General features: G+C 43.4%; 27 protein-coding genes and 5 tRNA genes. 23 read left to right on the forward strand and 9 right to left on the reverse strand.

The genetic code is table 11. The features are described from left to right. Nucleotides 1-12: 12 nt before the first annotated feature. The 4 genes from NV379_RS13230 to NV379_RS13245 form a co-directional block, all read right to left on the reverse strand. Entirely contained in the window at nt 13-1,347 is a 1,335-nt protein-coding gene (locus tag NV379_RS13230; protein WP_258207782.1) for an amidohydrolase family protein, read from the reverse strand. Between the two features lie 114 nt (nt 1,348-1,461). After that, nucleotides 1,462-2,223 (reverse strand): MerR family transcriptional regulator, encoded by a 762-nt coding sequence (locus NV379_RS13235; protein ID WP_258207783.1) that lies wholly within the window; start codon nt 2,221-2,223, stop codon nt 1,462-1,464. 132 nt (nt 2,224-2,355) lie between these two features. Then, nucleotides 2,356-3,582 carry an amidohydrolase family protein gene (locus NV379_RS13240; RefSeq protein WP_258207784.1) on the reverse strand — a complete coding sequence of 409 codons (1,227 nt, stop codon included), beginning with the start codon at nt 3,580-3,582 and terminating at the stop codon, nt 2,356-2,358. A 38-nt stretch (nt 3,583-3,620) separates the two neighbouring features. After that, complete coding sequence (locus NV379_RS13245; protein ID WP_258207785.1) at nt 3,621-4,337, reverse strand: ankyrin repeat domain-containing protein; 717 nt, start codon at nt 4,335-4,337, stop codon at nt 3,621-3,623. A gap of 123 nt (nt 4,338-4,460) precedes the next feature. Here NV379_RS13245 and NV379_RS13250 point away from each other — a divergent pair, with 123 nt between their 5' ends. From NV379_RS13250 to NV379_RS13275, 6 genes are all read left to right on the forward strand, one after another. Then, complete coding sequence (locus NV379_RS13250; RefSeq protein ID WP_258207786.1) at nt 4,461-5,345, forward strand: LysR family transcriptional regulator; 885 nt, start codon at nt 4,461-4,463, stop codon at nt 5,343-5,345. Nucleotides 5,346-5,490: 145 nt separating this feature from the next. Beyond that, nucleotides 5,491-6,522 carry a LolA family protein gene (locus NV379_RS13255; RefSeq protein ID WP_258207787.1) on the forward strand — a complete coding sequence of 344 codons (1,032 nt, stop codon included), beginning with the start codon at nt 5,491-5,493 and terminating at the stop codon, nt 6,520-6,522. 151 nt (nt 6,523-6,673) lie between these two features. Continuing rightward, the gene (alr, locus tag NV379_RS13260; protein WP_258207788.1) at nt 6,674-7,885 is read left to right on the forward strand and encodes an alanine racemase; all 1,212 of its coding nucleotides are present in this window, start codon (nt 6,674-6,676) and stop codon (nt 7,883-7,885) included. 116 nt (nt 7,886-8,001) lie between these two features. Next, nucleotides 8,002-8,283 (forward strand): CopG family ribbon-helix-helix protein, encoded by a 282-nt coding sequence (locus NV379_RS13265; RefSeq protein ID WP_258207789.1) that lies wholly within the window; start codon nt 8,002-8,004, stop codon nt 8,281-8,283. A gap of 3 nt (nt 8,284-8,286) precedes the next feature. Beyond that, entirely contained in the window at nt 8,287-8,637 is a 351-nt protein-coding gene (locus NV379_RS13270) for a type II toxin-antitoxin system PemK/MazF family toxin (protein WP_258207790.1), read from the forward strand. A 91-nt stretch (nt 8,638-8,728) separates the two neighbouring features. Continuing rightward, nucleotides 8,729-10,939 carry a Tex family protein gene (locus NV379_RS13275; RefSeq protein WP_258207822.1) on the forward strand — a complete coding sequence of 737 codons (2,211 nt, stop codon included), beginning with the start codon at nt 8,729-8,731 and terminating at the stop codon, nt 10,937-10,939. Between the two features lie 230 nt (nt 10,940-11,169). On the opposite strand, the gene cmpA is transcribed toward NV379_RS13275, so the two are convergent. Together cmpA and NV379_RS13285 are read right to left on the reverse strand one after the other, a co-directional pair. Then, nucleotides 11,170-11,325: a cortex morphogenetic protein CmpA gene (gene cmpA / locus NV379_RS13280; protein WP_373426111.1), complete on the reverse strand. Its 156-nt coding sequence runs from the start codon at nt 11,323-11,325 to the stop codon at nt 11,170-11,172. Between the two features lie 113 nt (nt 11,326-11,438). Then, nucleotides 11,439-11,792 carry a hydrolase/acyltransferase gene (locus tag NV379_RS13285; protein WP_258207791.1) on the reverse strand — a complete coding sequence of 118 codons (354 nt, stop codon included), beginning with the start codon at nt 11,790-11,792 and terminating at the stop codon, nt 11,439-11,441. 111 nt (nt 11,793-11,903) lie between these two features. Between NV379_RS13285 and NV379_RS13290 the strand changes: the two genes are divergently transcribed. The 7 genes from NV379_RS13290 to NV379_RS13320 all read left to right on the forward strand — a co-directional run bounded on the left by NV379_RS13290 (nt 11,904) and on the right by NV379_RS13320 (nt 13,344). Beyond that, nucleotides 11,904-12,377, forward strand: coding sequence for a SprT family protein (locus tag NV379_RS13290; protein WP_258207792.1), 474 nt, complete (start codon nt 11,904-11,906; stop codon nt 12,375-12,377). A gap of 17 nt (nt 12,378-12,394) precedes the next feature. Further along, nucleotides 12,395-12,470: transfer RNA gene (locus NV379_RS13295), tRNA-Asn, on the forward strand. Nucleotides 12,471-12,477: 7 nt separating this feature from the next. Next, nucleotides 12,478-12,569 (forward strand) — tRNA-Ser (locus tag NV379_RS13300). A 172-nt stretch (nt 12,570-12,741) separates the two neighbouring features. Continuing rightward, a tRNA-Glu gene (locus NV379_RS13305) sits at nt 12,742-12,813 on the forward strand. A gap of 4 nt (nt 12,814-12,817) precedes the next feature. Beyond that, nucleotides 12,818-12,890, forward strand: a tRNA-Lys gene (locus NV379_RS13310). A 12-nt stretch (nt 12,891-12,902) separates the two neighbouring features. After that, nucleotides 12,903-12,984: transfer RNA gene (locus tag NV379_RS13315), tRNA-Leu, on the forward strand. A gap of 189 nt (nt 12,985-13,173) precedes the next feature. Beyond that, entirely contained in the window at nt 13,174-13,344 is a 171-nt protein-coding gene (locus NV379_RS13320; protein ID WP_258207793.1) for a hypothetical protein, read from the forward strand. Between the two features lie 114 nt (nt 13,345-13,458). On the opposite strand, the gene NV379_RS13325 is transcribed toward NV379_RS13320, so the two are convergent. Then, nucleotides 13,459-14,223, reverse strand: a complete 765-nt coding sequence (locus tag NV379_RS13325) for a MerR family transcriptional regulator (RefSeq protein WP_258207794.1) — start codon at nt 14,221-14,223, stop codon at nt 13,459-13,461. Nucleotides 14,224-14,315: 92 nt separating this feature from the next. Between NV379_RS13325 and NV379_RS13330 the strand changes: the two genes are divergently transcribed. Next, nucleotides 14,316-15,017, forward strand: a complete 702-nt coding sequence (locus tag NV379_RS13330; protein WP_258207795.1) for a CPBP family intramembrane glutamic endopeptidase — start codon at nt 14,316-14,318, stop codon at nt 15,015-15,017. A gap of 67 nt (nt 15,018-15,084) precedes the next feature. Here NV379_RS13330 and NV379_RS13335 read toward each other — a convergent pair whose 3' ends face one another. Continuing rightward, nucleotides 15,085-15,219 carry a hypothetical protein gene (locus tag NV379_RS13335; protein ID WP_258207796.1) on the reverse strand — a complete coding sequence of 45 codons (135 nt, stop codon included), beginning with the start codon at nt 15,217-15,219 and terminating at the stop codon, nt 15,085-15,087. Between the two features lie 112 nt (nt 15,220-15,331). Here NV379_RS13335 and NV379_RS13340 point away from each other — a divergent pair, with 112 nt between their 5' ends. The 9 genes from NV379_RS13340 (at nt 15,332) to NV379_RS13380 (ending at nt 24,360) form a co-directional block, all read left to right on the forward strand. After that, nucleotides 15,332-15,637, forward strand: coding sequence for a hypothetical protein (locus NV379_RS13340; RefSeq protein ID WP_258207797.1), 306 nt, complete (start codon nt 15,332-15,334; stop codon nt 15,635-15,637). 221 nt (nt 15,638-15,858) lie between these two features. Next, a complete protein-coding gene (locus tag NV379_RS13345) occupies nt 15,859-17,295 on the forward strand; it encodes an amino acid permease (RefSeq protein ID WP_258207798.1) in 1,437 nt (478 codons plus the stop codon). 187 nt (nt 17,296-17,482) lie between these two features. Beyond that, a complete protein-coding gene (murQ, locus tag NV379_RS13350) occupies nt 17,483-18,397 on the forward strand; it encodes an N-acetylmuramic acid 6-phosphate etherase (protein WP_258207799.1) in 915 nt (304 codons plus the stop codon). Nucleotides 18,398-18,421: 24 nt separating this feature from the next. Further along, on the forward strand, nt 18,422-19,858 hold the full coding sequence (locus NV379_RS13355) for an ABC transporter substrate-binding protein (RefSeq protein WP_258207800.1): 1,437 nt from the start codon (nt 18,422-18,424) through the stop codon (nt 19,856-19,858). 96 nt (nt 19,859-19,954) lie between these two features. Beyond that, complete coding sequence (locus NV379_RS13360) at nt 19,955-20,857, forward strand: carbohydrate ABC transporter permease (RefSeq protein WP_258207801.1); 903 nt, start codon at nt 19,955-19,957, stop codon at nt 20,855-20,857. Between the two features lie 17 nt (nt 20,858-20,874). Continuing rightward, the gene (locus NV379_RS13365; protein WP_258207802.1) at nt 20,875-21,735 is read left to right on the forward strand and encodes a carbohydrate ABC transporter permease; all 861 of its coding nucleotides are present in this window, start codon (nt 20,875-20,877) and stop codon (nt 21,733-21,735) included. A 44-nt stretch (nt 21,736-21,779) separates the two neighbouring features. Continuing rightward, the gene (locus NV379_RS13370; RefSeq protein WP_258207803.1) at nt 21,780-22,751 is read left to right on the forward strand and encodes a GNAT family N-acetyltransferase; all 972 of its coding nucleotides are present in this window, start codon (nt 21,780-21,782) and stop codon (nt 22,749-22,751) included. Beyond that, nucleotides 22,748-23,452: a PIG-L deacetylase family protein gene (locus NV379_RS13375; protein WP_258207804.1), complete on the forward strand. Its 705-nt coding sequence runs from the start codon at nt 22,748-22,750 to the stop codon at nt 23,450-23,452. The genes NV379_RS13370 and NV379_RS13375 overlap by 4 nt, the downstream gene beginning before the upstream one ends. After that, nucleotides 23,449-24,360, forward strand: a complete 912-nt coding sequence (locus NV379_RS13380; protein ID WP_258207805.1) for an N-acetylglucosamine kinase — start codon at nt 23,449-23,451, stop codon at nt 24,358-24,360. Before NV379_RS13375 ends, NV379_RS13380 begins: the two co-directional genes overlap by 4 nt. A 74-nt stretch (nt 24,361-24,434) precedes the next feature. Here NV379_RS13380 and NV379_RS13385 read toward each other — a convergent pair. Beyond that, on the reverse strand, nt 24,435-24,578 hold a 144-nt coding region (locus NV379_RS13385), incomplete at its 5' end, for an IS3 family transposase (RefSeq protein WP_258207824.1).

Genomic DNA, 24,578 nt, shown 5'->3' on the forward strand with positions numbered 1-24,578 from the left:
AGGCGTAGCGTCTTATAACGGTTTGGAACCGTATGGAACGCCTCGCATCGTAAAGATATAATCCCTTGATTCACGAGCCATCTGAAGTACTTGGTCCATGTTCACATGAACCAGTTGACCATGACGTTTAATCGCTCTGCCGCTGACAAAGACAGAATCGACATTCATCGTCTCCGCACATAGTGCCATGGCTCCGACTGGATTGTTCATCGGGAACAAATTGAGATCGGTGTAGCGAACAAGAGTTAAATCTGCATCTTTGCCTGGTGTGAGCGTACCGACTTTCTGATCGATACCGAGAACTCGCGCACCTTCAATTGTCGCCAAATCAAGTGCCTGCTGACTGCTCATACCGAGAATTTTCGGCGTATCTACACCAGAATCCCATTGTCCTTGCAAATAGAACATCCGCTCAAGTTGCAGCACAAGTCTAACCTGCATGAACATATCTCCTGCCATTGCCGTAACGGAATCAACCCCTAGACTTGGCTTAACCCCAACATTCAGTAGCTTTCCGGTGACTGGAATCCCAATCATCTGCATTTCGGAAGCAGGAGAGATCGCAACGGTTACACCGCTATCCGCCACATATTTATACTCTTCCTCTTCTAGATTCGTACAGTGTACGAGATTCACATCAGGACCGAGCAGTCCGGCTTTGTACATTTTCTTAACCGATTTGATGTTCGGAATATCGCCAACATGAATACTAATCGGAAGTCCGAGTTCACGGCACATGTGCATTTGCTGGGTAAGCAACTCCATCGGTGTTCCTTCTGGTCCTGTAAGCGCAACTCCCAAGTGAAGCAGATCATCAGAATGTGTGAAATACCGCTCGAGCAGCCCACATAGAATGTGGCGAGTCTCATTCATGGACAAGTTGTCTTGGACATTGTAGTAGAAACTGCCGCGTATACCTGCATGTTTCAGACCCATAATACCTGCTTCTGCATGGGCGAAGGTAGGCGTGTTATGACACCAATCAAGCAGCGAAGTGACTCCGCTATTGAGTGCTTCTAATGCACCGAGAAAGTTGCCTACGAACACATCATGCGGGCGATACACATTGCGTAAGCCGCGCAGTACCACTTGTTCATAATCGTAGAAGGTAAAATCGGTTGCAATCTCACGAATCGCAGCTTCCCAAGTATGGCGATGTCCATCAATAAAGCCAGGTATGACAATCATATTCGTAGCATCCACCAGATGCGCATCGGGTACTTCAATTTGAGGGTGAATCGCTTTGATTTTACTACCTTCTATTAAGATGTCTGCCTTCGTATAATTCCCGATCCTTTTATCGAAAGTGAGTACGCAGCCATTCTTAATTAACGTCTTACTCGACATTACAACGACTCCCTCCAAGAGAACATCGCCTAGTTCCATAGGCATTTATCCCATACTATGCGAAAAGGTAGAGGAGCGTTAATGCAGTTATCATTTTCGTACAATGTACAGCTTTTATTTCAGATTATCACAGTAAACATGCATCGCTTCGCGTAAGAAAGCTGCAAGACCTTCCTTATGCTTATCGATATTTGCAGTGAATCTCTCGTCCATGACATATAGATCGCCAAGTCCATAGAAAATTTCAGGTGTGCAGTCATAGAAGTTATTCGTAATCCAAGCGCGCAGTTCACCAACAGCCTCTTGCACCATTGGATCAGTTGGGCCGTTATCCATGCCTGCGATCACTTTGGCATAAATACGTTCATTCTCACCCATAATGTTCGACCAGTCTTGCTTGGAGTAGCCGCTTGTGCGTTTATTAACCCCATCCATCGTGCTATCTCCATATTTGGCACGAGCCTCAGCTTCGTATTTGTTCTTGTACTCTTCAATTGCGGACATATCGAATCCGTCGAATTTCTCTTTATGACTCATCGGAGTTCCTCCTTCAATGGACTCAATCGTTTTGTTGACGGTCTGAATCATAGTCTCCAGCCGTTGTCTCTTTTGTTCCAATAACTCACGGTGGGTGAGAAGTGCCTGTTTCTGATCGAAGTCGGGGTTATCTAGAATTTGCTTGATTTCATCCAGCGAGAATCCAATCTCTTTGAAAAATAAAATGTGCTGCAAGCGGCCCAGTTCGTACTCCGTGTACAGTCGATATCCCGCGCGGCTAACTGACTTCGGAGTCAGAAGACCGATCTCATCATAATGGTGCAGCGTCCGGACACTCACCCCTGCGATTTCAGCCACTTCTTTAACTTTGTAACTCATGTTCTCACCTCCACAATTGTTATCTTACAGCCTCACGTAACGTTAGAGTCAACAGGGTTAGGCGTCTAATATTCATTTTTATTGAAAAATAAAACAGCCTACCTTATACGTGTAAGGTAGGCTTCATCCGATTTATTCTAAACAACCCCAAGCAACATTCCCTTGATGCAGCACAGCTTTTCTCAATGATCTACGTGCGACTGCCTCAGAGCTACAGCTAGCCTCGGTGAGAACACAACTTGCGTCATCTCCAACTTTCGGCCATACGCGATCACCCTGATGATCCAGTGGCAGTACACCGCCAGTAATGAATCCAAGTGCCTCTGCAAGCTTACGCTCAGTTCTCCATCCATACAATTCAGCGAAAACACTTGCACGTTCCAAGTTATCACCAGTTCCGAAAGGTGACCAATGATCGGTGATGCTGTCTTGTCCGAACATGACGTTTACGCCTCTTTCATGAAGCAGGGGCAGTGGCATATTCATCGTACCAATCGGCACTGTTGTCGCTAGCGAGATGCCAAGCTCCGCGAACAAGTCTGCCATTTCACCTGCAACGTGAGTAGGTACACCAGCTAGTCCAAACCCGTGACTGATCGTAACACGACCCTGCCAACCAATTTCACGAACCATCGCAGCTAATCGGCGCATCGTGAACACGCCAAGTTGTCCACCATCATGCAGATGCATATCGATTCCAGCATTGGCATCGACCGCAAGCTGGACCATCGCATCAAGCGACGCTTCAATGTTGCCATCAACGGTTGCAGGGTCAAGTCCACCTACTAAGGTTGCGCCAGAGCGCATCGCTTCGCGAACGAGTTCAACAGAATCAGAGTGGAGCAGACCATGTTGTGGGAATGCAACGATCTCGTATGTAACTCGATCACGATAAGTTTCTAGTGCTTGCAATGTTGCTTCGAGATTGCGAAGCCCGCTCGTTGGCTCAATATTACAGTGCGTCCGCACGTGTGTAGAGCCATTTTTCAAGACAAGTTCTAATAAGTGTTCAGCACGCTCTCTTGCAACTGGTAGTTGGGAGGGAAGGAGAACCTTCTCTTCCTCAATACGTGTGAATATCCCCTTCGTTGCCGGACGAACTGCTTTCCATGGACCGCCATAATACGTTTTGTCGATATGAATGTGCATTTCTCGAAAAGCAGGGAGTAATAACAGGCCGCCTGCATCATAGTTTGGCAGTTCCGTATGTAAAGGGACATTCGCCGCTATAATCTCTGCGAATTTTCCGTCTTTGATCCGTACATGACAACGCTGCGTTTGTGTAGAAACGATCTCTTCACCTTCGAATTCATATCCGCTCTCTAGCAGCAAGTTCTTGATCCAATATTCTGTATGCATATATATCCCACCTTACTCTATTTTTGAAGAAAAGATAATTACTTCGCACCTGCCAGCTTTAACATGCGGATCATTTCGGAATAGTTACGACTAATCGCATGTTGTAAGGGTGTAACACCATCTTTATCTGCAATATTCACATTGGCTTTATGTTGAATAAGAAGCTCAACAATTTGCTGATGCTTCTCACCACCGTCACCAAGAATGACGGCTTCAAGTAGGGCTGTCCAACCCAGGTTATTTATATGGTCGATATTCACATCAGACGTTGTAAGTAGAGTCTCGACAATTTCCACATGACCGCGATCGGCTGCAGGAATAAGTGAAGTACCTCCGAAGCGATTCGTGAGCTTTGTATCTGCACCCGCTTCAATGGCTAGCTTCACAATAGCGAGATTGCCTTCCGCACTTGCATATAAGAGTGGGTTGTCTGACCGTGCATCACGAATGTTTATATCAGCTCCAGCCTCAATAAGCGCTTTGAATGCTTCGACTTCTCCTGCGTGTACAGCCGCCATCATCGGTGTTCTTTCTCTGCTATCTGTTGTGTTCTTATCGGCACCATCTTTAATTAATTGCAGCAGCTTGTCTACGTTGCCACGCTCTGCTTCTATGATTAGTTGTTCATTCAATTGTTTCGTCTCCTTTGCAGGTGAAATGGTTTCTGTGGCTGTTGGTGTTCCTTCAGATGAAGGAAGTACCCCGCATCCGGTTAAGAGAACCACAATCGAAGATGTGATGAACCATCGAACCATAAGATCCTCTCCTTTTTTGAGAATGACATACCCTTATGTTAGCATGGGAATATCTATACGAAAAATATTAATAAAGTACATTTCCTATACGTTAATCATATGGATATGAAGGGGGACAAGGACTTGGATATTAGACAACTTCGTTATTTTATCGTAATTGCAGAAGAGCAAAGTATATCTGCCGCTGCTAAGCGATTGCACATGGCACAAACACCGCTTAGCCAGCAGTTAAAGAACATGGAGCAAGAGCTTGGGGTGTGTCTGGCTAATCGCAGCGGTAAAAAGTTAGAACTAACGGACGCGGGGAAAACACTATATAACCATGCGCTTCATATTACGAATGCAATGGCCGAAACAGAGATGGTTGTGAAGGAAATAGGGCGGGGAATTAGGGGGAAGATCAAGATTGGAGTAAATACGTTATCCTCGGAACAATTGCCTCGTCTCTTGCATCAATTTCAACTTGAAAATCCGAATCTTTCTTATAAAATCCAGCAGAATGAGTCCGATTATCTGTGTGAATTCGTGCGAAACCGCACGATCGATATGGCAGTTATACGCATGCCGCTGGAGACAAATGGGTTATCGTTCTATTTACTTGCTAATGAGGCGTATTACCTGCTCACATCAAATAAAGAGGAGCGAATTTCGACGGATAAAGTTACATTTGAGCAAATTCAGCCGTATCCGCTCATTTTGCCAAGTGCAGAAGGTCTCGGTTTGTATCACATGATTGTGAAGCAACTATCGCAGCGTCAGATGGAAGCTAATATTGTATGTGAGTGTTCGGATATTCCATTGTTGCTACGCTTAGTAGAATCTGGATTCGGTGCGGCGATCGTACCGGAGTCTGTACTCCGCACCCATCGAGGTTATCACATCCATTCGTATCCTTTGCTCGACACTTCATTTACAGCTGCATCGGCATTAGTGTGGCTCAAGGATCATCGGTTACCCAACGCTGCACAAAAATTTATTGATTATGTCATGGAACAGTTACATAGCTAGTCTGCATAAATGTCCAAGTCCCCTCATATGCATGTACCATGGAGGCTGAGTGGTGATCAGCATGATGTTAGCGTTAGGGAAGAGCCTAATGCTTCTGCTGACCGGAAGCCCAATTCGAAATCTAGAAGGTTGAGGGGATGAGGGAATGCGCCGAGTTACGTGGATCATGACAATCGTGATTTGTTTGGCGGTCGTATTGTCAGGCTGTGGTCAGAAAAGTGCAGGAGCTGTAGTGAAAGATTTGAATGAGAAGATGTCGGGTTTAGAAAGCTATCAAGGCACTGGGCGTATGGTTGTACAATCCGGAGCTCAGCCGCAAATGTATAATGTGGAAGTATGGTACCAAACACCGAGTATGTATCGAATTGCATTAACGAATCAAGAACGCGATATTACGCAGATCGTCCTTCGCAACAATGAAGGGGTGTATGTGTTAACCCCTCAGCTTAACAAGAGTTTCCGCTTCCAAAGCAATTGGCCAGAGAATCAAGGTCAAGTCTACTTGTATCAATCCCTTGTGAAGAGCATCGTGGATGATCAAGAACGTCAATTCGCAACAGATGACAAATCCTACATTTTCGATGTAGCTGCGAATTACAGTACAGGAACACTCACTCGTCAAAAGGTGTGGATCGATAAGAAATTCTTACAACCACAAAAGGTTGAAGTAGCGGATAGCAATGAGAATGTTGTGGTGAAGCTCGAGTTCACACAATTTGAGTTCAATAAGAAGTTTGAGAATGATTCCTTCGATATGAAGCGCAATATGACGTCTGAGAACTTAAAGTCGATGCAGACGATGGGACAAAATGGGGAGAAGAAACCCGAGCAAAACAAAGAGCTTAGCTTAATCGAGCCAGGTTATACACCAGCAGGTGTTGCACAAAAATCAATCACACCTACTCAATATGGTGAAGATAAAGGTTTGTTAGTTAGCTACCAAGGCAAATACAACTACAACCTCTTAGAGACAAAGCCGCAGGAAAAAGCAGCTGCAACGACGATGCAAGGTGAAGTTGTAGATCTTGGATTTACGATGGGCGTACTACTTGGAGACGAGAAACGCACGTTAACTTGGATGTACAATGGCGTTGAATACCATCTGACAACAGGTGATTTACCAGTAACTGAGATGGTTAAAGTAGCGAAGTCGGTTGACGCGCCATTATCGAAGTAGGCATAAGCGTAAGTCAGACCTTTAGCATTGACACTCAGGGCTTTCAGGGCTTAACATAAGACAATAAAAGTCAACATAAATAGGTTATGGAAGTGGGGGAAGGACTCTTGAGTTCTTCCCCTATCTTGCATAAGACTGAGTAGGTGAGAGTATGGAACATTTTTATAGACCAACATGGGTAGAAATTTCATTAGATGCATTAGAGCACAATCTACAACAATTCCGTCAAGCATTGCCGGCAGACGTACGCATTATGACCGTCATTAAGGCAGATGCTTATGGGCATGGCGCACTTGAAGTTGCAAGAGAAGCGGCACGCGCAGGAATTGATTATTTAGGAGTCGCATTCTTAGATGAAGCATTGAATTTAAGACAGGCAGGAGTCAAGACGCCAATTCTAGTGCTCGGTTATACACCGCCAGAAGGTATTGAACTTGCCCTTCAACATAGCATTACACTAAATGTATATAGTAACGATCTTCTAGACGCATTAGAGAATATGGACACCAAGGGTGGCTATGTAGAATCAGACCCACTTAAAATTCATATTAAAGTCGATACAGGCATGGCGCGACTTGGTCTGCATGAAAAAGCGGAAGCTGTAGCGTTCATTGAACGTGCAATGTCGATTCCGAATGTGGAAGTAGAAGGTTTATTCACACATTACGCTTGTGCAGATGAACTGGATAAAAAGTATACCCATAAGCAGCATGCGAAGTTCCAGGAAGTCGTCGATTATTTTGATGCAAAAGGAGTGACATTCCCTTTGCTGCACGCAGGCAATAGTGCAACAGGTATCGATGTACCTGAACTTACACATAATATGGTAAGACTAGGCATTGGGATGTACGGGATGTACCCGTCCGAAGAAGTAAACAAAGAGCGAATTGCTTTAAAACCTGTTCTTAGTTTGAAAACAACGATTGTAAATCTCCAGACACTACCGCCGAATTCAGCGGTAAGTTATGGAAGTATTTATCAAACAACGGATTACGAACGCATCGCGACAGTTCCGATTGGTTATGCGGACGGTTACTCACGGATGCTGTCTACAAAAGCCGAAGCATTGGTACATGGTGAGCGCAGACCTGTGGTTGGACGCATCTGTATGGATCAATGTATGCTGCAAGTCGATGGGCTTGCGAATGTGAAGCTCGGTGATGAAGTTGTATTAATCGGTTCACAAGGCGATGAGCGAATCTCAGCAGAAGATATTGCTGCACTACTTGGGACGATTAATTATGAAGTAGTCTGTATGATGTCTCACCGTGTACCTCGTGTGTATACACGTGGGGGTAAAGAGATCAAAGTGATAAATTCTTTACAAGTAGAGCGGTTAACAGCCGTGGAAATTGTTGAATAATCGTATAGCATAGTTGATATACGCACTGCATATATTATCTTTTGTATAAATTTGCAAGATGAATCGCATAATGGTAATATGTCTATGTAGTGTGTTGTTCTGGGGGTGCCATAAGGATGAGCAATGCTCATAATACGAAGAGAATTATGATCTCTTTACCGGATTATTTACTTCAAGAAGTGGACGGCATAGTAAGGAAAGAAAATTCAAACCGCAGCGAATTCATTCGTCAAGCTATGAAGTTGTATCTAATTGAACGCAAGAAACGGGTTATTCGCGAGTCTATGCAGCGCGGTTATCTGGAGATGGCGAAAATTAATTTACACCTGGCTTCAGAAGCATTCTTGGCGGAGGCTGAGGCGGACGTTACGCTCCATCGCTTAGTGAGCGGGGTGTAGACGTTGATTGTAAAACGCGGAGATGTGTTTTTTGCAGATTTATCCCCTGTTGTCGGATCTGAGCAGGGTGGTATTCGTCCGGTTCTTATTATCCAGAATGATATTGGTAACCGATTTAGTCCGACTGTAATTATTGCGGCTATTACTGCGCAAATCCAAAAAGCTAAGCTGCCAACACATGTAGAAATTGATGCTGAAGTTCATGGCTTTGATCGTGATTCTGTTATTTTGCTTGAACAGCTTCGGACGATTGACAAGCAACGTTTGACAGATAAGATTACTCATCTCGATGAGGATACGATGCGTAAAGTCGATGACGGACTTCAGGTCAGCTTAGGATTAATTGAATTTTAGAAAAATTACGAGTGAGGGACTGCTGGTTCCTCTTTTTTTTGCAAAAAAGCGAACTTTGGAAGCGGGGATCGACATGAATCAAGATACAAGTATGGCGACAAATGTTGGGGAAGAAGACAAAGCGAAGCAGCAATTAGAAATTGAAGCGCGTATTCTGAAGACGATTGCAACCGAGTTATCTTTGCCGCATGGTAAGGTGAAGACGACGGTGGGACTACTTGATGAAGGGAATACCATTCCGTTCATCGCGCGTTACCGGAAGGAAATGACAGGTGAGCTGGATGAGAATCAGCTGCGCGACATCGAAGAGCGCCTCCGTTATTTGCGTGGACTTGAAGAACGTAAGAATGATGTGATCCGTTCTATCTCGGAGCAAGGGAAGTTAACACCAGAACTGGAGAAAGCGATTAAGGCAGCCGTAAAGCTGCAAGAAGTCGAAGATCTATATCGTCCTTATAAGCAAAAAAGAAAAACACGCGCATCCGTTGCAAAAGAGCGCGGACTTGAGCCACTTGCGCAGTGGATACTTGCTCAGCCGAAAAGCGGCGTTCTTACTAATGAAGCTGCTACATACCTCGATGAAGAGAAAGGCGTTACAACAGCAGAAGAAGCGATTCAAGGGGCAATGGACATCATTGCCGAGATGCTTGCAGATGATGCTAAGATTCGTACTTGGGTACGTAGATTTACGTTTGATCAAGGGATTATGCGAACAGAGGCGAAGGATGCAACGCAGGAAACAGTTTACGAAATGTATTATGCCTATCAAGAACCAGTGAAGCGTCTTCCACCACACCGTACACTTGCGATTAACCGCGGTGAGCGTGAAGATGTGCTCAAGACTGCACTAGATGTGCCAGTAGATCGCATTCATGAATGGATTGGCGGGCAATGGATTCGTGGTGCTTCAATTGTAACTGATGTACTGCGTGCGACGATCGAAGATGCCTACAAACGTTTAATTGCACCATCGATAGAACGTGAAGTTCGTGGGGAGCTTACGGAAAAAGCGGAGCAGCATGCGATTCAAATTTTTGCAGCTAACTTACGAAACTTGTTACTTCAACCCCCTGTTAAGGGACATGTTGTGCTCGGTGTTGACCCGGCATTCCGGACAGGCTGTAAGCTTGCGGTCGTTGATGATACAGGTAAAATGTTAGAAGTTGCCGTGACGTATCCGACGCCACCTAACAATAAGGTTACAGAAGCGAAGAAAATGTTCCGAACACTTGTGGAGCGTTATGCTGTGAAGTTGATTGTAATTGGTAACGGGACAGCTTCTCGTGAAACCGAGCAGTTTGTTGCTGAATTTATTCGTGAGATGGCAGATAGCGGTCATCATTTGCAGTATTTAATCGTCAATGAAGCAGGAGCGAGTGTGTACTCAGCATCTAAGCTTGCACAAGATGAATTCCCAGACTTGGATGTCGCAGAGCGTAGTGCGGTTTCCATTGCACGACGTTTGCAAGATCCGCTTGCTGAACTTGTGAAGATTGAACCGAAAGCGATTGGTGTAGGGCAATACCAGCATGACGTATCCCAGAAGCACTTAGAAGAAAGCTTAACAGCGGTTGTAGAATCTGCGGTTAACCATGTTGGGGTCGATGTGAATACAGCGTCTGCTGCGTTATTATCCTATGTTTCGGGTGTGAATGCGACGATTGCGAAGAATATCGTGAAATACCGTGATGAGATCGGTAAATTCACGGGTCGTAAGCAATTGCAGAAAGTACCTCGCCTTGGTGCGAAGACGTATGAGCAGTGTATCGGCTTCATGCGTATCAGTGAAGGCAAGGATGCACTCGACAACACGCCGATCCACCCTGAGTCGTATGATGTTGTGGCTCGTCTAATGAAAGAATTAGATGTGAAGGCATCTGCGCTAGGATCGCAGTCGCTGCGTGAGCGATTAAATGCTGTTGATGCAGGTGAATTGGCAGTGAAGATTGATGTTGGTGTACCAACATTGAAAGATATTCTAGATGCCTTGCAACGTCCGGGCCGTGACCCGCGTGAGGAGCTAGAACCGCCGATTTTCCGTACGGATGTGCTCCAGATCGAAGATTTGGCACCTGGTATGGAATTGAATGGAACAGTACGCAATGTAATCGACTTCGGTGCTTTCGTCGATATCGGTATTAAGAATGATGGACTTGTCCATATTTCACAGCTGAGCAATTCCTTCGTGAAGCATCCGATGGATGTTGTATCCGTTGGTGACGTGGTAAAGGTATGGGTGATGAGCGCCGATGTGAAGAAGGGTCGCGTATCCCTGACGATGAAAAACCCAAACAAGGGGTAGGGAGTGTCCAAAAAGATAAACGGAAGAGAAAAATGCACTGGAGGAACGAAGTGATCGCCTTTGAAATCGTGAAGATACCAATAAATAAATTCAAATTCACGATTGAGACTCACAGGCTTTCCAGAGGAAAGCCACTTCGTAAGCATTAAGTGTTTTTTTCTCTGTAGTGATACAACTTTTTGAACACGCCCTTGAACTTAAAAAAAGCAAGTGAAGCTGGATAACCAGCCTCACTTGCTTTTTGTATTTTCCGATTCTTTGTCAGCTTGTAATTTAGAACGATAAAAAAACCAGGATTCATTTAACATCCGAATTTGTTTCCGGTTTTTCGTTGAATATGCTCGCATCAATTGATTACACAGCCATTGTGGCATATATTGTGCCATCCTATCCCCTCCAAGGGCTCATCTGCCAATCTGAGTAGTAACAGCATATGAGGCAGATGCGGATAGGGTGCAGGTCCGCCTATTTTTGCAAGATCATGTTCGAATACTTGGACTTAGACTTCAACTTCGTCTTCGTACCATTGCTCAAGTTGAGCTTGCAAAGCACGGATTTCTGTTAGTAACGAGATCAAGGGATAGGCTTTCTCATCCACAGCTGCGAATGTTTGCTCCAGACTATTAATGTAGTCTAGACCGCCGATGATAGTACAGTTCGGTGATACAAGCTCTAAGTTGTCAAATTCAGCGATCACATGAGGTAGAGTAGGGATTTGCTCTGCAGTCAGCTTCTCAACTTCTTTATGTAATCGACGGTTTAGTGCAGTTAGCTGATACATGTGGGTAGCTGGCATTTCGACAAATTCCAAGCGATCCCCCGTTTGTAGTAAAGCGAATTTCATTTGTGGCATAGTCGGACAAGCTCCTCTCGGAAGACGAATAATTATACTACTTGACAGTATAGCGGTTTAAAAGGTACAAATTCAAGAGACGAGCTTACATCTAAGGGGAGGTTCTAGCCTATGAATGATCAACAGCTTCAACAATGGGTGGAGCGTATTTCTCTAGATTCTTTCGGCTGGCCGTTTCGGCACAAAGCGACGTTCAACAGCAGGCTTCGAGCGACCGGTGGACGCTATTTTACCAAATCACACAACATTGAGATCTCTACGCTCCAGCTTGAGAGTAACGGCGTAGAAGAAGTAGAGAAAATTATTAAGCATGAGCTATGTCACTATCATCTTCATCTTCGGAAAATGGGCTATCAGCATCGGGACGCTGATTTTAAGCAGCTACTCGCCAAAGTGGGTGGAACGAGGTTCTGCCGATCTTTACCGATTAAACGTAAGGTGCAGCCCTATCGTTATAAGCTGATCTGTGTGGATTGTTCCATGGAATATTTGCGCAAACGCAAGGTTGATGTTCGTAAATATCGATGCGGCAAATGCAGTGGTAAATTGCGACTATTACTGCTTGACTCGTCAATTCATTCGTGATAAATTATGTAATACATTCCCTGATAGCTCAGTTGGTAGAGCACACGACTGTTAATCGTGTTGTCACAGGTTCGAGCCCTGTTCGGGGAGCCATTATTTTGGAGAGATACCCAAGTGGCTATAAGGGGACCCTCTGCTAAGGGGTTAGACTGCGTAAGCGGTGCGAGGGTTCGAATCCCTCTCTCTCCGCCACACTTTTTACAAGTGAAAGTCGCATTGCGGCGGCTTTTTTTTGTGAGTAAGCTAGCGGACATCATGTTATGCCATCCAGGATTTTCAAGAAAAATAATAGTTGAAATCAATCGAGTGATCGCTTATAATAACTTTTGTCGCTAAAGACGAACGGTCATCAACATGACTACAAGGCCCGTTGGTCAAGGGGTTAAGACACCTCCCTTTCACGGAGGTAACAGGGGTTCGAATCCCCTACGGGTCACTTAGAGCCATTAGCTCAGTTGGTAGAGCACCTGACTTTTAATCAGGGTGTCGAAGGTTCGAGTCCTTCATGGCTCACTTTTAAATTTTGCGGTCGTGGTGGAACGGCAGACACGCTATCTTGAGGGGGTAGTGTCCCATGGACGTGCGGGTTCAAATCCCGCCGACCGCATACGAGTGAGAAAGTCCTTGCATAGCAAGGGCTTTTTTGTTGCAGTCAAACAAGTATATACGGATAACAGTTTCACCAATGTTGCATTGATGTAAATGTTGAAAAAGCGTGGACACTTTGTATTTTAATTTCAAGAAATTGTGTTAATATTGAAATAATATTTTTTGTTTTACAGAGGAGGTTTAACTTATGAAATACATTAAAGGCTTATATGTATCACTTGTACTCATGATGTTAGTAAATTTGGTAGACACAACAATATTTGATAATGAATATTCAGGGATTGCTATGTTCGTTTGTTTAGGCATATTTTTAATAGGAACAGCCTTTTTTATAAATACCAGACAATTAAAAAAATAGGATATGTAAAGCAAGTTGTAACAGGCAGGATAGTTGAATATTAATTGTTGAGCAGGCTGTTAAAGCCTGCTCACTTTTTTTATGTAAATATAACGAGTGTTGCCCCTTATGTCCTTATGATTCTAATAACAATTCCTCTTTCTTTTCCGTCCCTCTTTTTGAAGCGTGAGCAATACTAACCTCCACAAAGTTCAGCGCTTCTTCCGATATGGGATATAGCCCTGTCTCCTCTGAAGGAAGCTTCCTCACTTCCCAAAACTTCTCCATTAATTTCTCGTCTCCATTAAAGGTATCGTGTGATAACTTGTTTAATTCGCAGGCAATGTTATAGCCTTCATCAGATTCCGGTGGAACGGAGTGTTGTAGACACCACTCAACCCGTCGCAGTAAAGAGGCATATTGTTGAGTAGCTTGGTCATTACTATTAATATTCGGAAGAGCTTTCTGAAGGAATGCACTTTCGTCATCTTTGAAGTAATCGATCCACTGTTTGGAGCTGGGTTGTACGTTTTGCACAAGATGAGAAACCCGATCCCACGAGAGTGTGCCTTCAAGATCAATCATGTTGATCAAAGAAGTAGTATTCCCAATACTGCCCTGTAGTGTAGTGAGTTGTTCCTGAAGATGATTATGATGAGCGATCAGAATATGACGAAAAGATAGCTTGTCCATTACATTTTGAATGTCCTCAAGAGGTAGTGATAGTGATTTAAGCAACGTTATCTTTTCAAGAGTGAACAAATCTTCCTCTGAATAATAACGGCGACCGTTATCTTCTTTATAACTCGGTGTTAAGAGACCGATCTGATCATAATAACGTATCGTTCTAACGGAAATGTTCCGCTGCTTGGATACTTGTCCTGTTGTCCATCTATTCATGCTTTTTCTTTCCTCCCAAAAAAAATGCTTGCAGGTGACGTAACGTCACCTATTATCATTGAATTATATCACATAGGATTGAGGGATTAAGGATGACTAGAACAGAAATGTGGAAGAATATGGATCAATGGACATGGCGTGAATTCACTGCATTACTCGCACTTGAATTCGTGTTTGTAATATTCGTTATTAAATACGCAATACAGTTCATGTATGAGAAATGGTTGGAGAATACACTTTATTCAGGGACTCTTACTGGGCTTACCATCGCGATTACACTTTTGCTAGGATTATATTTTGTTGCTTTACGATCGAAGAAGATGTCATGGACAGAAGTAGGAGTGAAGGGATTTCCTGCGAGAGATTGGTGGAGGATTGTGCTTTGGCTACTGGTTCTCATCGTATTGAGTGTAACGACTGTTTATCTAACGAGTTTTCTTGGAAATACGGTAAACAACAGTAAAACAGAGAGTCTGCAGCAAAATGTCACTCTATTTACTATGATTATTGGTATTGTATCGGCAGGAATCGTGTCACCGTTCTATGAAGAGATATTTTACCGTGGATTTATATATCGTTGGTTAAGGACTCGTGTTGGTATGAGATGGGCGATTGTGATTAGTTCACTAATCTTTAGTCTAGCACATTTCCCCACAATGAATGTTATGCCCGTGAATTTTATTAGCGGAGTTGTGTTTGCATGGACCTATGAACGGACGGGATCGGTAGTGCCTGGGATGATCGTTCATGGAGTGTTTAATACGATTGCCGTGGTATTAACAGCGATGGGTTAGAACGATGATGAGATGAAGTGTTCGGGGAAAGAAAAAGACTGGCTCATTAAGCCAGTCTTTTTTATTATTAACCAGTAGGGAGCGGGCAATTTCTTGGTGGATTTCCGCAACCACGAGGTTCGATCGATGCTGCAAAAGCAGTAGAAGTTACGGATAATGTGAACAAAGCGACGAGTACAAGTATAGATAATTTCTTCTTCATACAATCACCACTTATGTAAACCCATTTTTTTGAAATAAAGGATATTTGCGAGAAGTGTCGAACGTGTAGATGAAACCGTAATTTTCGACAAATATCATGGGGGTTGTGGAAAATGAAAATCTATAATCGAATCATGCTGGCTATTCTATTAATCTCGTTAAGTGTGATGTTGGCGGGCTATGTGCAGCTTAATAATTCCGTGACTTGGGGAACGGAGAATGCGAGCAAGTTCGTCAAGGGACAGCCTGCTGGGAGTGTGGATATCGGTCAATACAATGTGATGCTGGATGGGCATATCAGTCAGCTAAGGTGGAAGGGCGGCATTATGCTATTCATCAGCGGATCAGCTCTACTTCTTAGTTTTTTTGGCTTAATCTTTAAGAACACTGCTAAATTCGTGTATCCACGTAAATCCTAACCCTATAACTCTATATAGATGAAAATAGACGAAGCCTTCTCTTATGAGGAGGTTTTTTTGTAGTTATATTCCAAGTCATAATGTTCAATCTAAAAGTTGGATATCCTATCCGTATAGTTATGTGCATAATGTCACATGATCGTTTAATCAATAGAATTATAATAATACACGTTGTGTTTTTAATGAATTAACAATGAATATCGTGAGGAGAATTAACATCTATGAGTGACAGCGAGTTAAAAAAACTGCGATGGTACAACATTGCACTTATGGCATTCGTCTCTGTATGGGGATTCGGTAATGTCGTCAACAACTATGCCAACCAAGGCTTAACAGTTATTACATCTTGGATCTTGATTATCGCTTTGTATTTCATTCCTTATGCCTTGATGGTAGGACAGATGGGTTCCGCATTTAAACATAGTAAAGGCGGAGTGAGTAGCTGGATTAAAGAAACAATGGGCAGTAACCTAGCTTATATGGCAGCTTGGACTTACTGGGTTGTACATATTCCATATTTGGCTCAGAAGCCTCAATCCATCCTTGTTGCATTAGGTTGGGTGTTCACAGGCGGAGGCGGACTTACGAAACAATTCAGTACGTTCTGGCTACAATTTATTACGCTTGTGATCTTCGTCTTCTTCGTATGGATTGCTTCAAGGGGTATTGCATCTTTGAAGAGAATCGGTACGATTGCCGGGATCAGCGTATTTATTATGTCGATTCTGTACATCGTGCTTGCAGTTACAGCTCCACCACTTGCAGGGGTGGAAGTAGCAACGAAGAACATTACGTTCAATTCCTTTATTCCGGAATTTAACTTTGCATATTTCACGACAATCTCGATGCTTGTCTTCGCAGTAGGTGGTTGTGAAAAAATTTCTCCATATGTAAATAATACGAATAATCCAGGTAGAGAGTTCCCGCGCGGGATGATCATCCTTGCGATTCTCGTATCGGTCAGTGCCCTTCTAGGCTCTTACGCAATGGGCATCATGTTCGATTCCAATAACATTCCAGCCGATTTGAAAATGAACGGACAATACTACGCGTTCCAAATTCTTGGGAACTATTACGGAATTGGTAACACATTCATGATCATCTATGCGCTTGCGAATACACTTGCACAAATTTCAGCACTAGCATTCTCCATTGATGCACCACTGAAAGTATTGCTTGCGGATACAGATGACAAGTACATTCCAAGATCACTACTTAAAACGAACGACAAAGGTATTCCGATCAATGGTTATCTGCTCACGACGATCTTGGTAAGTATCTTAATCATGGTTCCTGCATTCGGTATTGGCGAGATGAACACGCTATTCAACTGGTTGCTTGATCTGAACTCTATTGTGATGCCGCTTCGTTACCTATTCGTGTTCCTTGCGTTTATGGCACTTATGCGTGCAGCAGATAAGTTCACTTCTGAGTACCAATTCGTGAAAAATAAATCCCTTGGATTTATCATCGGGCTATGGTGTTTCCTATTCACGGCATTTGCTTGTCTCATGGGGATGTTCCCGAAAGTTGAGATGTTCTCATCTGAATGGTACTTCCAATTGACGCTCAATATTGTGACACCATTCATTTTGCTTGGACTTGGTATGATTCTGCCGATTCTTGCTAGACGTAACAAGAAAGCGAATCTTTCTTAAATAGATATAGATAGTTGAAAGCTTGCAGCTGATCCCCGGATCGGTCTGCAAGCTTTTTTTACGCCCCGTGAAATATTATTTCACTATTTTTAAAATAAAATTTCAAAAAACATTGACCATTTTGAAATTTTTCGTTACTATGAAATTGTAAGCGGATTTACGCAGCATAGGGATAGGAGGGAAGGCAATGGATGAGTATCTGGCGGGTCTAACAACAGAAAAGGTTAATGAATCGACACTAAAGATAGATGAAAGTACAACTGAACAGATGTTACATCTAATGAACGTACAAGACACGCTAGTTCCTGCTGCGGTTGGAGCGGAAATTCCGCAAATCGCCAAAGCAGTTGATATTTTGCATCAAGCATTAAGAAATGGTGGCAGAATGTTCTACGTGGGAGCTGGATCTTCTGGCAGACTTGGCGTACTAGATGCATCAGAGTGTCCTCCTACTTACGGTACAGATCCTGAAATGGTTCAGGGATATATCGCTGGAGGAGATGTCGCGCTAAGAACGGCTGTTGAAGGTTATGAAGATAGCGTAGAGGAGGGGATTGCACTCATTGAGCGATGTGGTGTAACGGCTAAGGATGTGGTTGTTGGAATCACAGCTAGCGGGAGTGCGCAATTCGTAATTGCTGCACTGCAGAAAGCCAAAGAAATTGGTGCTGCTACCATTAGTGTAGTAAACAACAAAGACTCCAAGTTAATTCCAGTTAGTGATGTATGTATCGCACCAATTGTTGGTCCAGAAGTAATCATGGGGTCTACTAGATTAAAAGCAGGAACAGCGCAGAAACTTGTACTGAATATGCTTACAACATGCACCATGGTAAAACTTGGAAAGACCTATAATAACTTGATGGTCGATTTGAAGGCGAGTAATATTAAGCTCAGAGATCGTTCTGTAAGAATAATTAGAGAAGCTACAGGGGTAAATGAAGAAACTGCCAGCCAGTTTTTAGAGAGCGCTTCCAAAAACTGCAAACTCGCAATCATGATGATTAAGACTGGGCTAGATGCAGCAGAGGCAGAAGCATTACTAGAACAAAGCGAAGGCAGTCTTAAGACAGCCATTAGCAGCTTTAGTAAAGTTGTTTAATATTATTCAGGGAGGTTTATTCAAATGAAAAGAAAAATGCGTCTTATTACTTCGGTATTGGCATTAACGATGGCAACTTCCGCACTAGCAGCTTGTGGCAATAGCGATAGCAAAGATACAGCTGGCACGCCGGCTCCTGGTAAAACTGCAGATGCAGGTGCAAAAGATACGATTACTGCACTATTACCACCAGTTTCTCCTAACTTCCAAAAAACATTTGATCAAATTTCCAAAGAATTTACAGAAAAGTATCCCAACTTAACGCTTAAGATTGAGCCAGCAAGCTGGGAAGATGTGAAACAAAAATTAGACACACAAGTAAACGCAGGTAGCCCACCAGATATCGCGTTCGGTGGTTCAGATTCCATTCCGAAATACTTGCAACAAGGTTTACTTATGGACATTACGGATGTAATTACACCTGAGATGACAGGTGATTATGATAAAACTCCACTTGAATACATGAAGAACGGCAAAGGCCTATACGGCTTGCCAGCTTACATGGAAGTTCATGCTCTTGGTGGTAACAAAGAATTCCTAGAAAAAGCAGGAATCGACTGGAAGAAAGTTCAAGCAAACGGTTGGACGTATGACGAATTCCGTGAAGCAATCAAAAAAGGCGTTGTTAAAGAAGGCGACAAAACACGTTATGGTTTCGTATTCGCAACGAAAGGCGTAGCAGCAATCGACTACTTGGCTATCATGGCGAAGAACGCTGGTATGCCGCACGCATTTAACAAAGACTTGAAATATGCTTATACAAGCAAGAACTACCTTGGATTACTCAAAGATCTTCGTCAATTGATCGACGATGGTTCCATGCCGAAAGAGCTTAGCTCCGTAGATGCTGGTAAGCGTTGGAACATGCTTCTAACAGGTCAAACGATGGTAACAGGTAAAGGTCTTGCTGTATTCGAAAACTCTGCAAAAACAAACAACAACAAAATTAAAGCAAATGACGGAAGTGCTGTTAAAGACAGTATTCCATTAGACTATGTCGTACTACCAGCTCCAACGTTCCAAGGTGCTAAGGCTTCTTCTGCTACTGTAGTAGATGGATACTTAACATTCCGTGGCAAGAAAGAGCCAACTGCTGAGCATAAAGCAAACGTACTTAAAGCTGCATACTTCTTAGCAAGTGGTAAAGTTGCTGCAACAACAAACAACGATCTATTCGCTGCACACATCACAGAAAGTGCGAAGAAAGAAGCAGCTAACATGAAGATCGACAGAAACCCAGACAACATCGCTGCTGTAGACAACATGCTGAAGAACGCAACTCCATCACGCTCTGACATTCCAACTGAGCTTGCTGCTAAAGCAATCAAATTGGAAACAGAAGTAATCGTACCTAAATTCCAAGCTGTTCTTGCTGGAGAACTTAAGCCAGAAGATATGTTTGAAGCTGTTAAAGCAGCTGCAATTAAGGCATTTGGTGAAGATGGAATTGTAAAAGACTAATTTAGTAGTATATTGTCTTTCGGATAGTCGCGCAGCACAAGTTGCGACTATCCGAAAGCTTTATAATAACCAAGTTTTTGAAACGGGGTTGACAAGATGGCGAATATCGCAAAACCGATGAAAAAAAGAAAGTTCAATGAAGAAGGTGCTTGGGGATATGTGTTCATCGCTGTCGCTTTGATCGCTTTTGCGATGTTCACCGCATATCCAGTTATCAAAGCAGTCATTATTAGCTTCCAAGACTTTAAACCGCTTGGCTCTACCTTCATTGGATTTGACAACTATGCAGCGACATTTACAGATGCACTATTCTGGAAGTCCCTTAAGAATACGGTCGTATACACGATCGCAACTGTACCTGTGAACTTATTCCTTTCGATGGCAATTGCAATCTTAATTTTACCGCTTAAAAAGAAAACACAATCGTTCTTCAAAGGGGTCTACTACTTGCCTGTAGTGGCATCAGGCGTAGCTCTATCTGTGGTATGGCTATGGATCTATGATCCAATGGCTGGAGGTATATTGAACCAATTCCTAGGCTTCTTCGGGATTGAGAACAAGAACTGGCTTGGAACGAGCAACAATGCGATGTTCTCGCTTGTCCTTATGTCTTGGCTTTCCAGTCATGGCACAAGCATCATTATCTACCTTGCTGGACTATTAGGTATTGATGAGACTTACTATGAGGCGGCTGAGCTTGATGGAGCTAACTTTATGCAGAAATTGTGGCACATCGTTATTCCAAGCTTAAAACCAGCAACATTATTCTTGCTTGTAACAGGTGTGATTGGTTCCTTCCAAGTATTCCAGAATGCGTTCTTAATGACAGGTGGCGGACCAGACAACGCAACAACAATGGTCGGACTTCTTATCTTCAATAACGCGTTCACATTCTTAGACTTTGGTAAAGCGGCTGCACAATCACTTATTCTAGCAATTATTATTGGAATCATTTCATTAATTCAATTCAAATACGCGGGTAAAGACGTCGAGTATTAAGAGAGGGGGATACAAAAATGGCTTTGTATAGCAGTCACGTAGGAAGTCCTAAAAAGAAATACATTCGTAACGCAATCATTTTTACCATCCTTCTGCTTTTTGCTTTGGCGACGGTATTCCCGATTTATTTCATGGTGATCTCATCCTTTGGTGATCCAGTTGAGGCAGGAGCGGTTACTTATTCCATTCTACCAAGTAAATTTACGTTCGCATCCTTCAAGTTCTTCTTCGATTATAGTGAACATTCCTATCGTTGGATTCTGAACTCTTTGATCGTTGCGGGTTCGATTACGATTTCAAACGTTTTATTTGCAAGTATGGCAGGCTTTGCTTTCTCGAAGCTTCGTTTTAAAGGTAGAGGCGTATTGTTCGCTATTTTACTAGTCTCCATGATGATTCCTTATCAAGTGACACAAGTACCTTTATATGTGATGATCGTCAACATGTTTGAATTACAGAATACGTACACAGCACTCATCGTACCAGGTATCGTAACGGTGTATAACATTTTCTTAGCCAAACAATTTATGAGCAGTATCCCGATGGAAGTGCTAGAAAGCGCAAAAATCGAAGGCTGCAATCAATTCCAAATCTACACACGCATTATTCTACCTTTGTCCAAGACTGTACTTGCTGTAATGGCAATTCTAACATTCATGGACAGCTGGAATACATTCTTCTGGCCGTTACTCGTTACGAATTCAATGGAAATGCAAACCATTCAAGTCGGACTTAAAAACTTCCGATTCGCGAATACAACATTCATTTCTCCAATGATGGCCGGTGCGACAATTTCTGCGCTGCCAATGTTTATCCTTTTCTTCAGTTTACAAAAATACTTCCTTGAAGGTGTTACTGTAGGCGCTGTTAAAGGTTAATTCGCTTCACTTGATTTCTGAATGTTTGGAGGTATCGCATCATCATGATCATCCCTTGGGATCAGCAGTATACACAAGCGGTTATTTCACTTTGGAACATTGAGGCCGTAAAAGATGGATATAAGGAGCTTTCGGTAGAAAGCTTTAAACATATTTTTATGCTCAATCCTTACTTTGACCCAGCATGTACGTTTCTTCTACTAGATAATGATCAAGTAAAAGGATTTGCTTGTGGATGTACAGGCGACGATCTGCCACTAGGCGATGTTGCCGGGTACATCACAACGATTGTACTCGCGCAAGATTATTGCACCGATGAGCATTACACGATGATGATTCAGGCATTAGAACAACGTTTTGTTGAAAAAGAAAAGAAGCAAGCAGACATCCTATTCTTTAATCCGATGCGCCTGCCATGGTACATCCCAGAAACACCACAGCATGAACATAATAATGCGCCGGGTGTCCCTATTACGAGTCGTTTGTATGCAACTCTTCTTCACAATGGATATGTAGAGCGTGCGAAGCAAAGTGCCATGTATCTGCATCTAGACGGTTTTACAATTCCAGAGGATGTGAGATCGAAAGAATCACATGCACTTGAAGCGGGATATACTGCCCAATTGTTCGATTCTGCGAAGCATCATGGTGTTCATGACATGCTAGATGGTTTCGATAATCCACTGTGGCGCAAAGAAATTGGACATTCCACAGAAACGGGTATTCCAACGGTTATTGCAGCACATGATGGCAAAGTAGTTGGGTTCGCAGGACCTGTGATCCGTGAGGAGAGCGGCAGGGGATATTTTGCAGGAATAGGCGTACATCCAGAGCATGAAGGACATGGCCTTGGGACGCTGTTATTCTTCAAACTATGTGAAGCGTTTGAGCGTGTAGGTGCTGACTATATGTCACTTTATACTGGAGTCACAAATCCAGCTATTCGAATTTATGAAAAAGCAGGTTTCAAGACAGTCAAACATTTTGCGATCATGAGAAGGGAGCTTGTACAATGAACAGAGAAAAGTTAACGATTCTAGCAATTGGTGGTCACGTTGGAGATATGGAACTTACGGCAGGTGGCGTTCTGGCGAGTCACTCCTTAATGGGAGATCATATCGTCACACTTGCACTAACAGCGGGTGAACGCGGAGTGCCAGCAGGTCAAGATATGGCAGAGTATCGTGCACAAAAGGTGAATGAAGCGAAGATGTTTGCGGATATGCTCGGCGGGGAGTCGAACGTGTTCGAAATTCCGGACGGGGAGCTTGAAGATAATACGGACATGCGTTATCGTGTCTGTGATGTCATTCGCCGGGTACGTCCGAATATTATCATTACGCATTTCAAGAACAGCATGCACAAAGACCATATGACGACTCACCGAATTGTGAATGATGCACGGTTCTTCGCAGGACTTGCTTCATTTGAGCGTGAACTTCCTGCTCATTTCGCTTCCAAATTGTACTATTCGGAGAACTGGGAAGATGCGGTGGACTACCGTCCTTATGTGTATGTTGATTTCTCTGAAGAAGCTTATGATCTATGGATCAAGGCGGTTTCTACGCACTGGTTCGTAACGGGTAGCAAGTCGTTCCCATACCTAGAATACTACAAGCATCTTTCTCGTGTACGCGGGATTGAAGCACGCAAGCAGTATGCCGAGACGTTCATGATTCCTGAAGAGACGATGCGTCTGCGTAATTCTGAGCTATGAGTATTTATGTAGCAGGACTTGATGGCGGCGGAACGAAGACAGCGGTTAAGGTGATGGATGCAAGCGGGAAGCTCGTGCATGCCTTTACTTCCGGTGCGATCAATTACAATGGACAAGATGAAGCGAGTGTACACGCAAGCTTGGAGGTTATTTTTAACACGATAGCTGAGGTGTGTGGTGGGCTTGAGCATTGTAAGCAGGTATGTATTGGTGCGGCAGGGGTTAGTAATCCAACGGTTTCTTCGCGCCTAACAGCGAGTGTGCGTGCATGTGGATATGTTGGTGGCTTGCTTATTACTGGTGATCAGGAAACAGCGCTGTGCGGAGCACATGAACGGGAATACGGGCTGATCCTGATTGCAGGTACAGGTTCGATTTGTTATGGAAAGAATGAGTCTGGCATCACTTGTCGTGCAGGCGGTTATGGGCATCTGATTGATGACGAAGGTAGCGGATACAGCATTGGCCGTGATTTGTTGTCACTACTCGTACGAGTGAATGATGGCAGAATGCCCGCTTCAATCGTGCCTCAGATGATCTATGAGCAATTGCAGATGAATGCTGTGCAGCAGATCATTCAATTTGTGTATGATAAAGGGACGAATAAGAAAGATATAGCAGCGCTTGCTCCGATTCTATCGCGTGCTTGTGAAGCGGGCGATGCAGCGGCACTAGCCATTGCGGATCAATGTGCGCAGTCATTATTAGAACTTGTTATACCTGTTGCGAAGAAGTTAGAACTTCAAGAGGGTAGCCTTGGCATGGCAGGCAGCGTGCTGCTTCATAACATGCATGTGCAGCAAGCTTTCATAGAGAAACTAAAGTTTATTTTTCCAAAAATGAGTTGTCTACCTGCTGAGCATGATGCTGCGACAGGTGCGGGACTTATGGCTCTGAATCGTTTATAGGGTAAATAAAAAATGACCCCCATGGCTTGAACACTTTTTGAAGTGACCCCTAAAAGTTAGACACGGTTATTTCATCAGGCAGCTTGGGTGAAATGAGTTCGGTACTGTACCGGACTCATTTTTAATTTTGCCTTCATCCGTTTCGTATTGTAGTAATCTATATATTTTTCTAGTTCAGTTTTAAAATGCTCCACACTTTCAAATTCCTTTAAGTATAG

This window comes from Paenibacillus radicibacter (assembly GCF_024721995.1).
GTDB classification, from domain to species: domain Bacteria; phylum Bacillota; class Bacilli; order Paenibacillales; family NBRC-103111; genus Paenibacillus_AM; species Paenibacillus_AM radicibacter.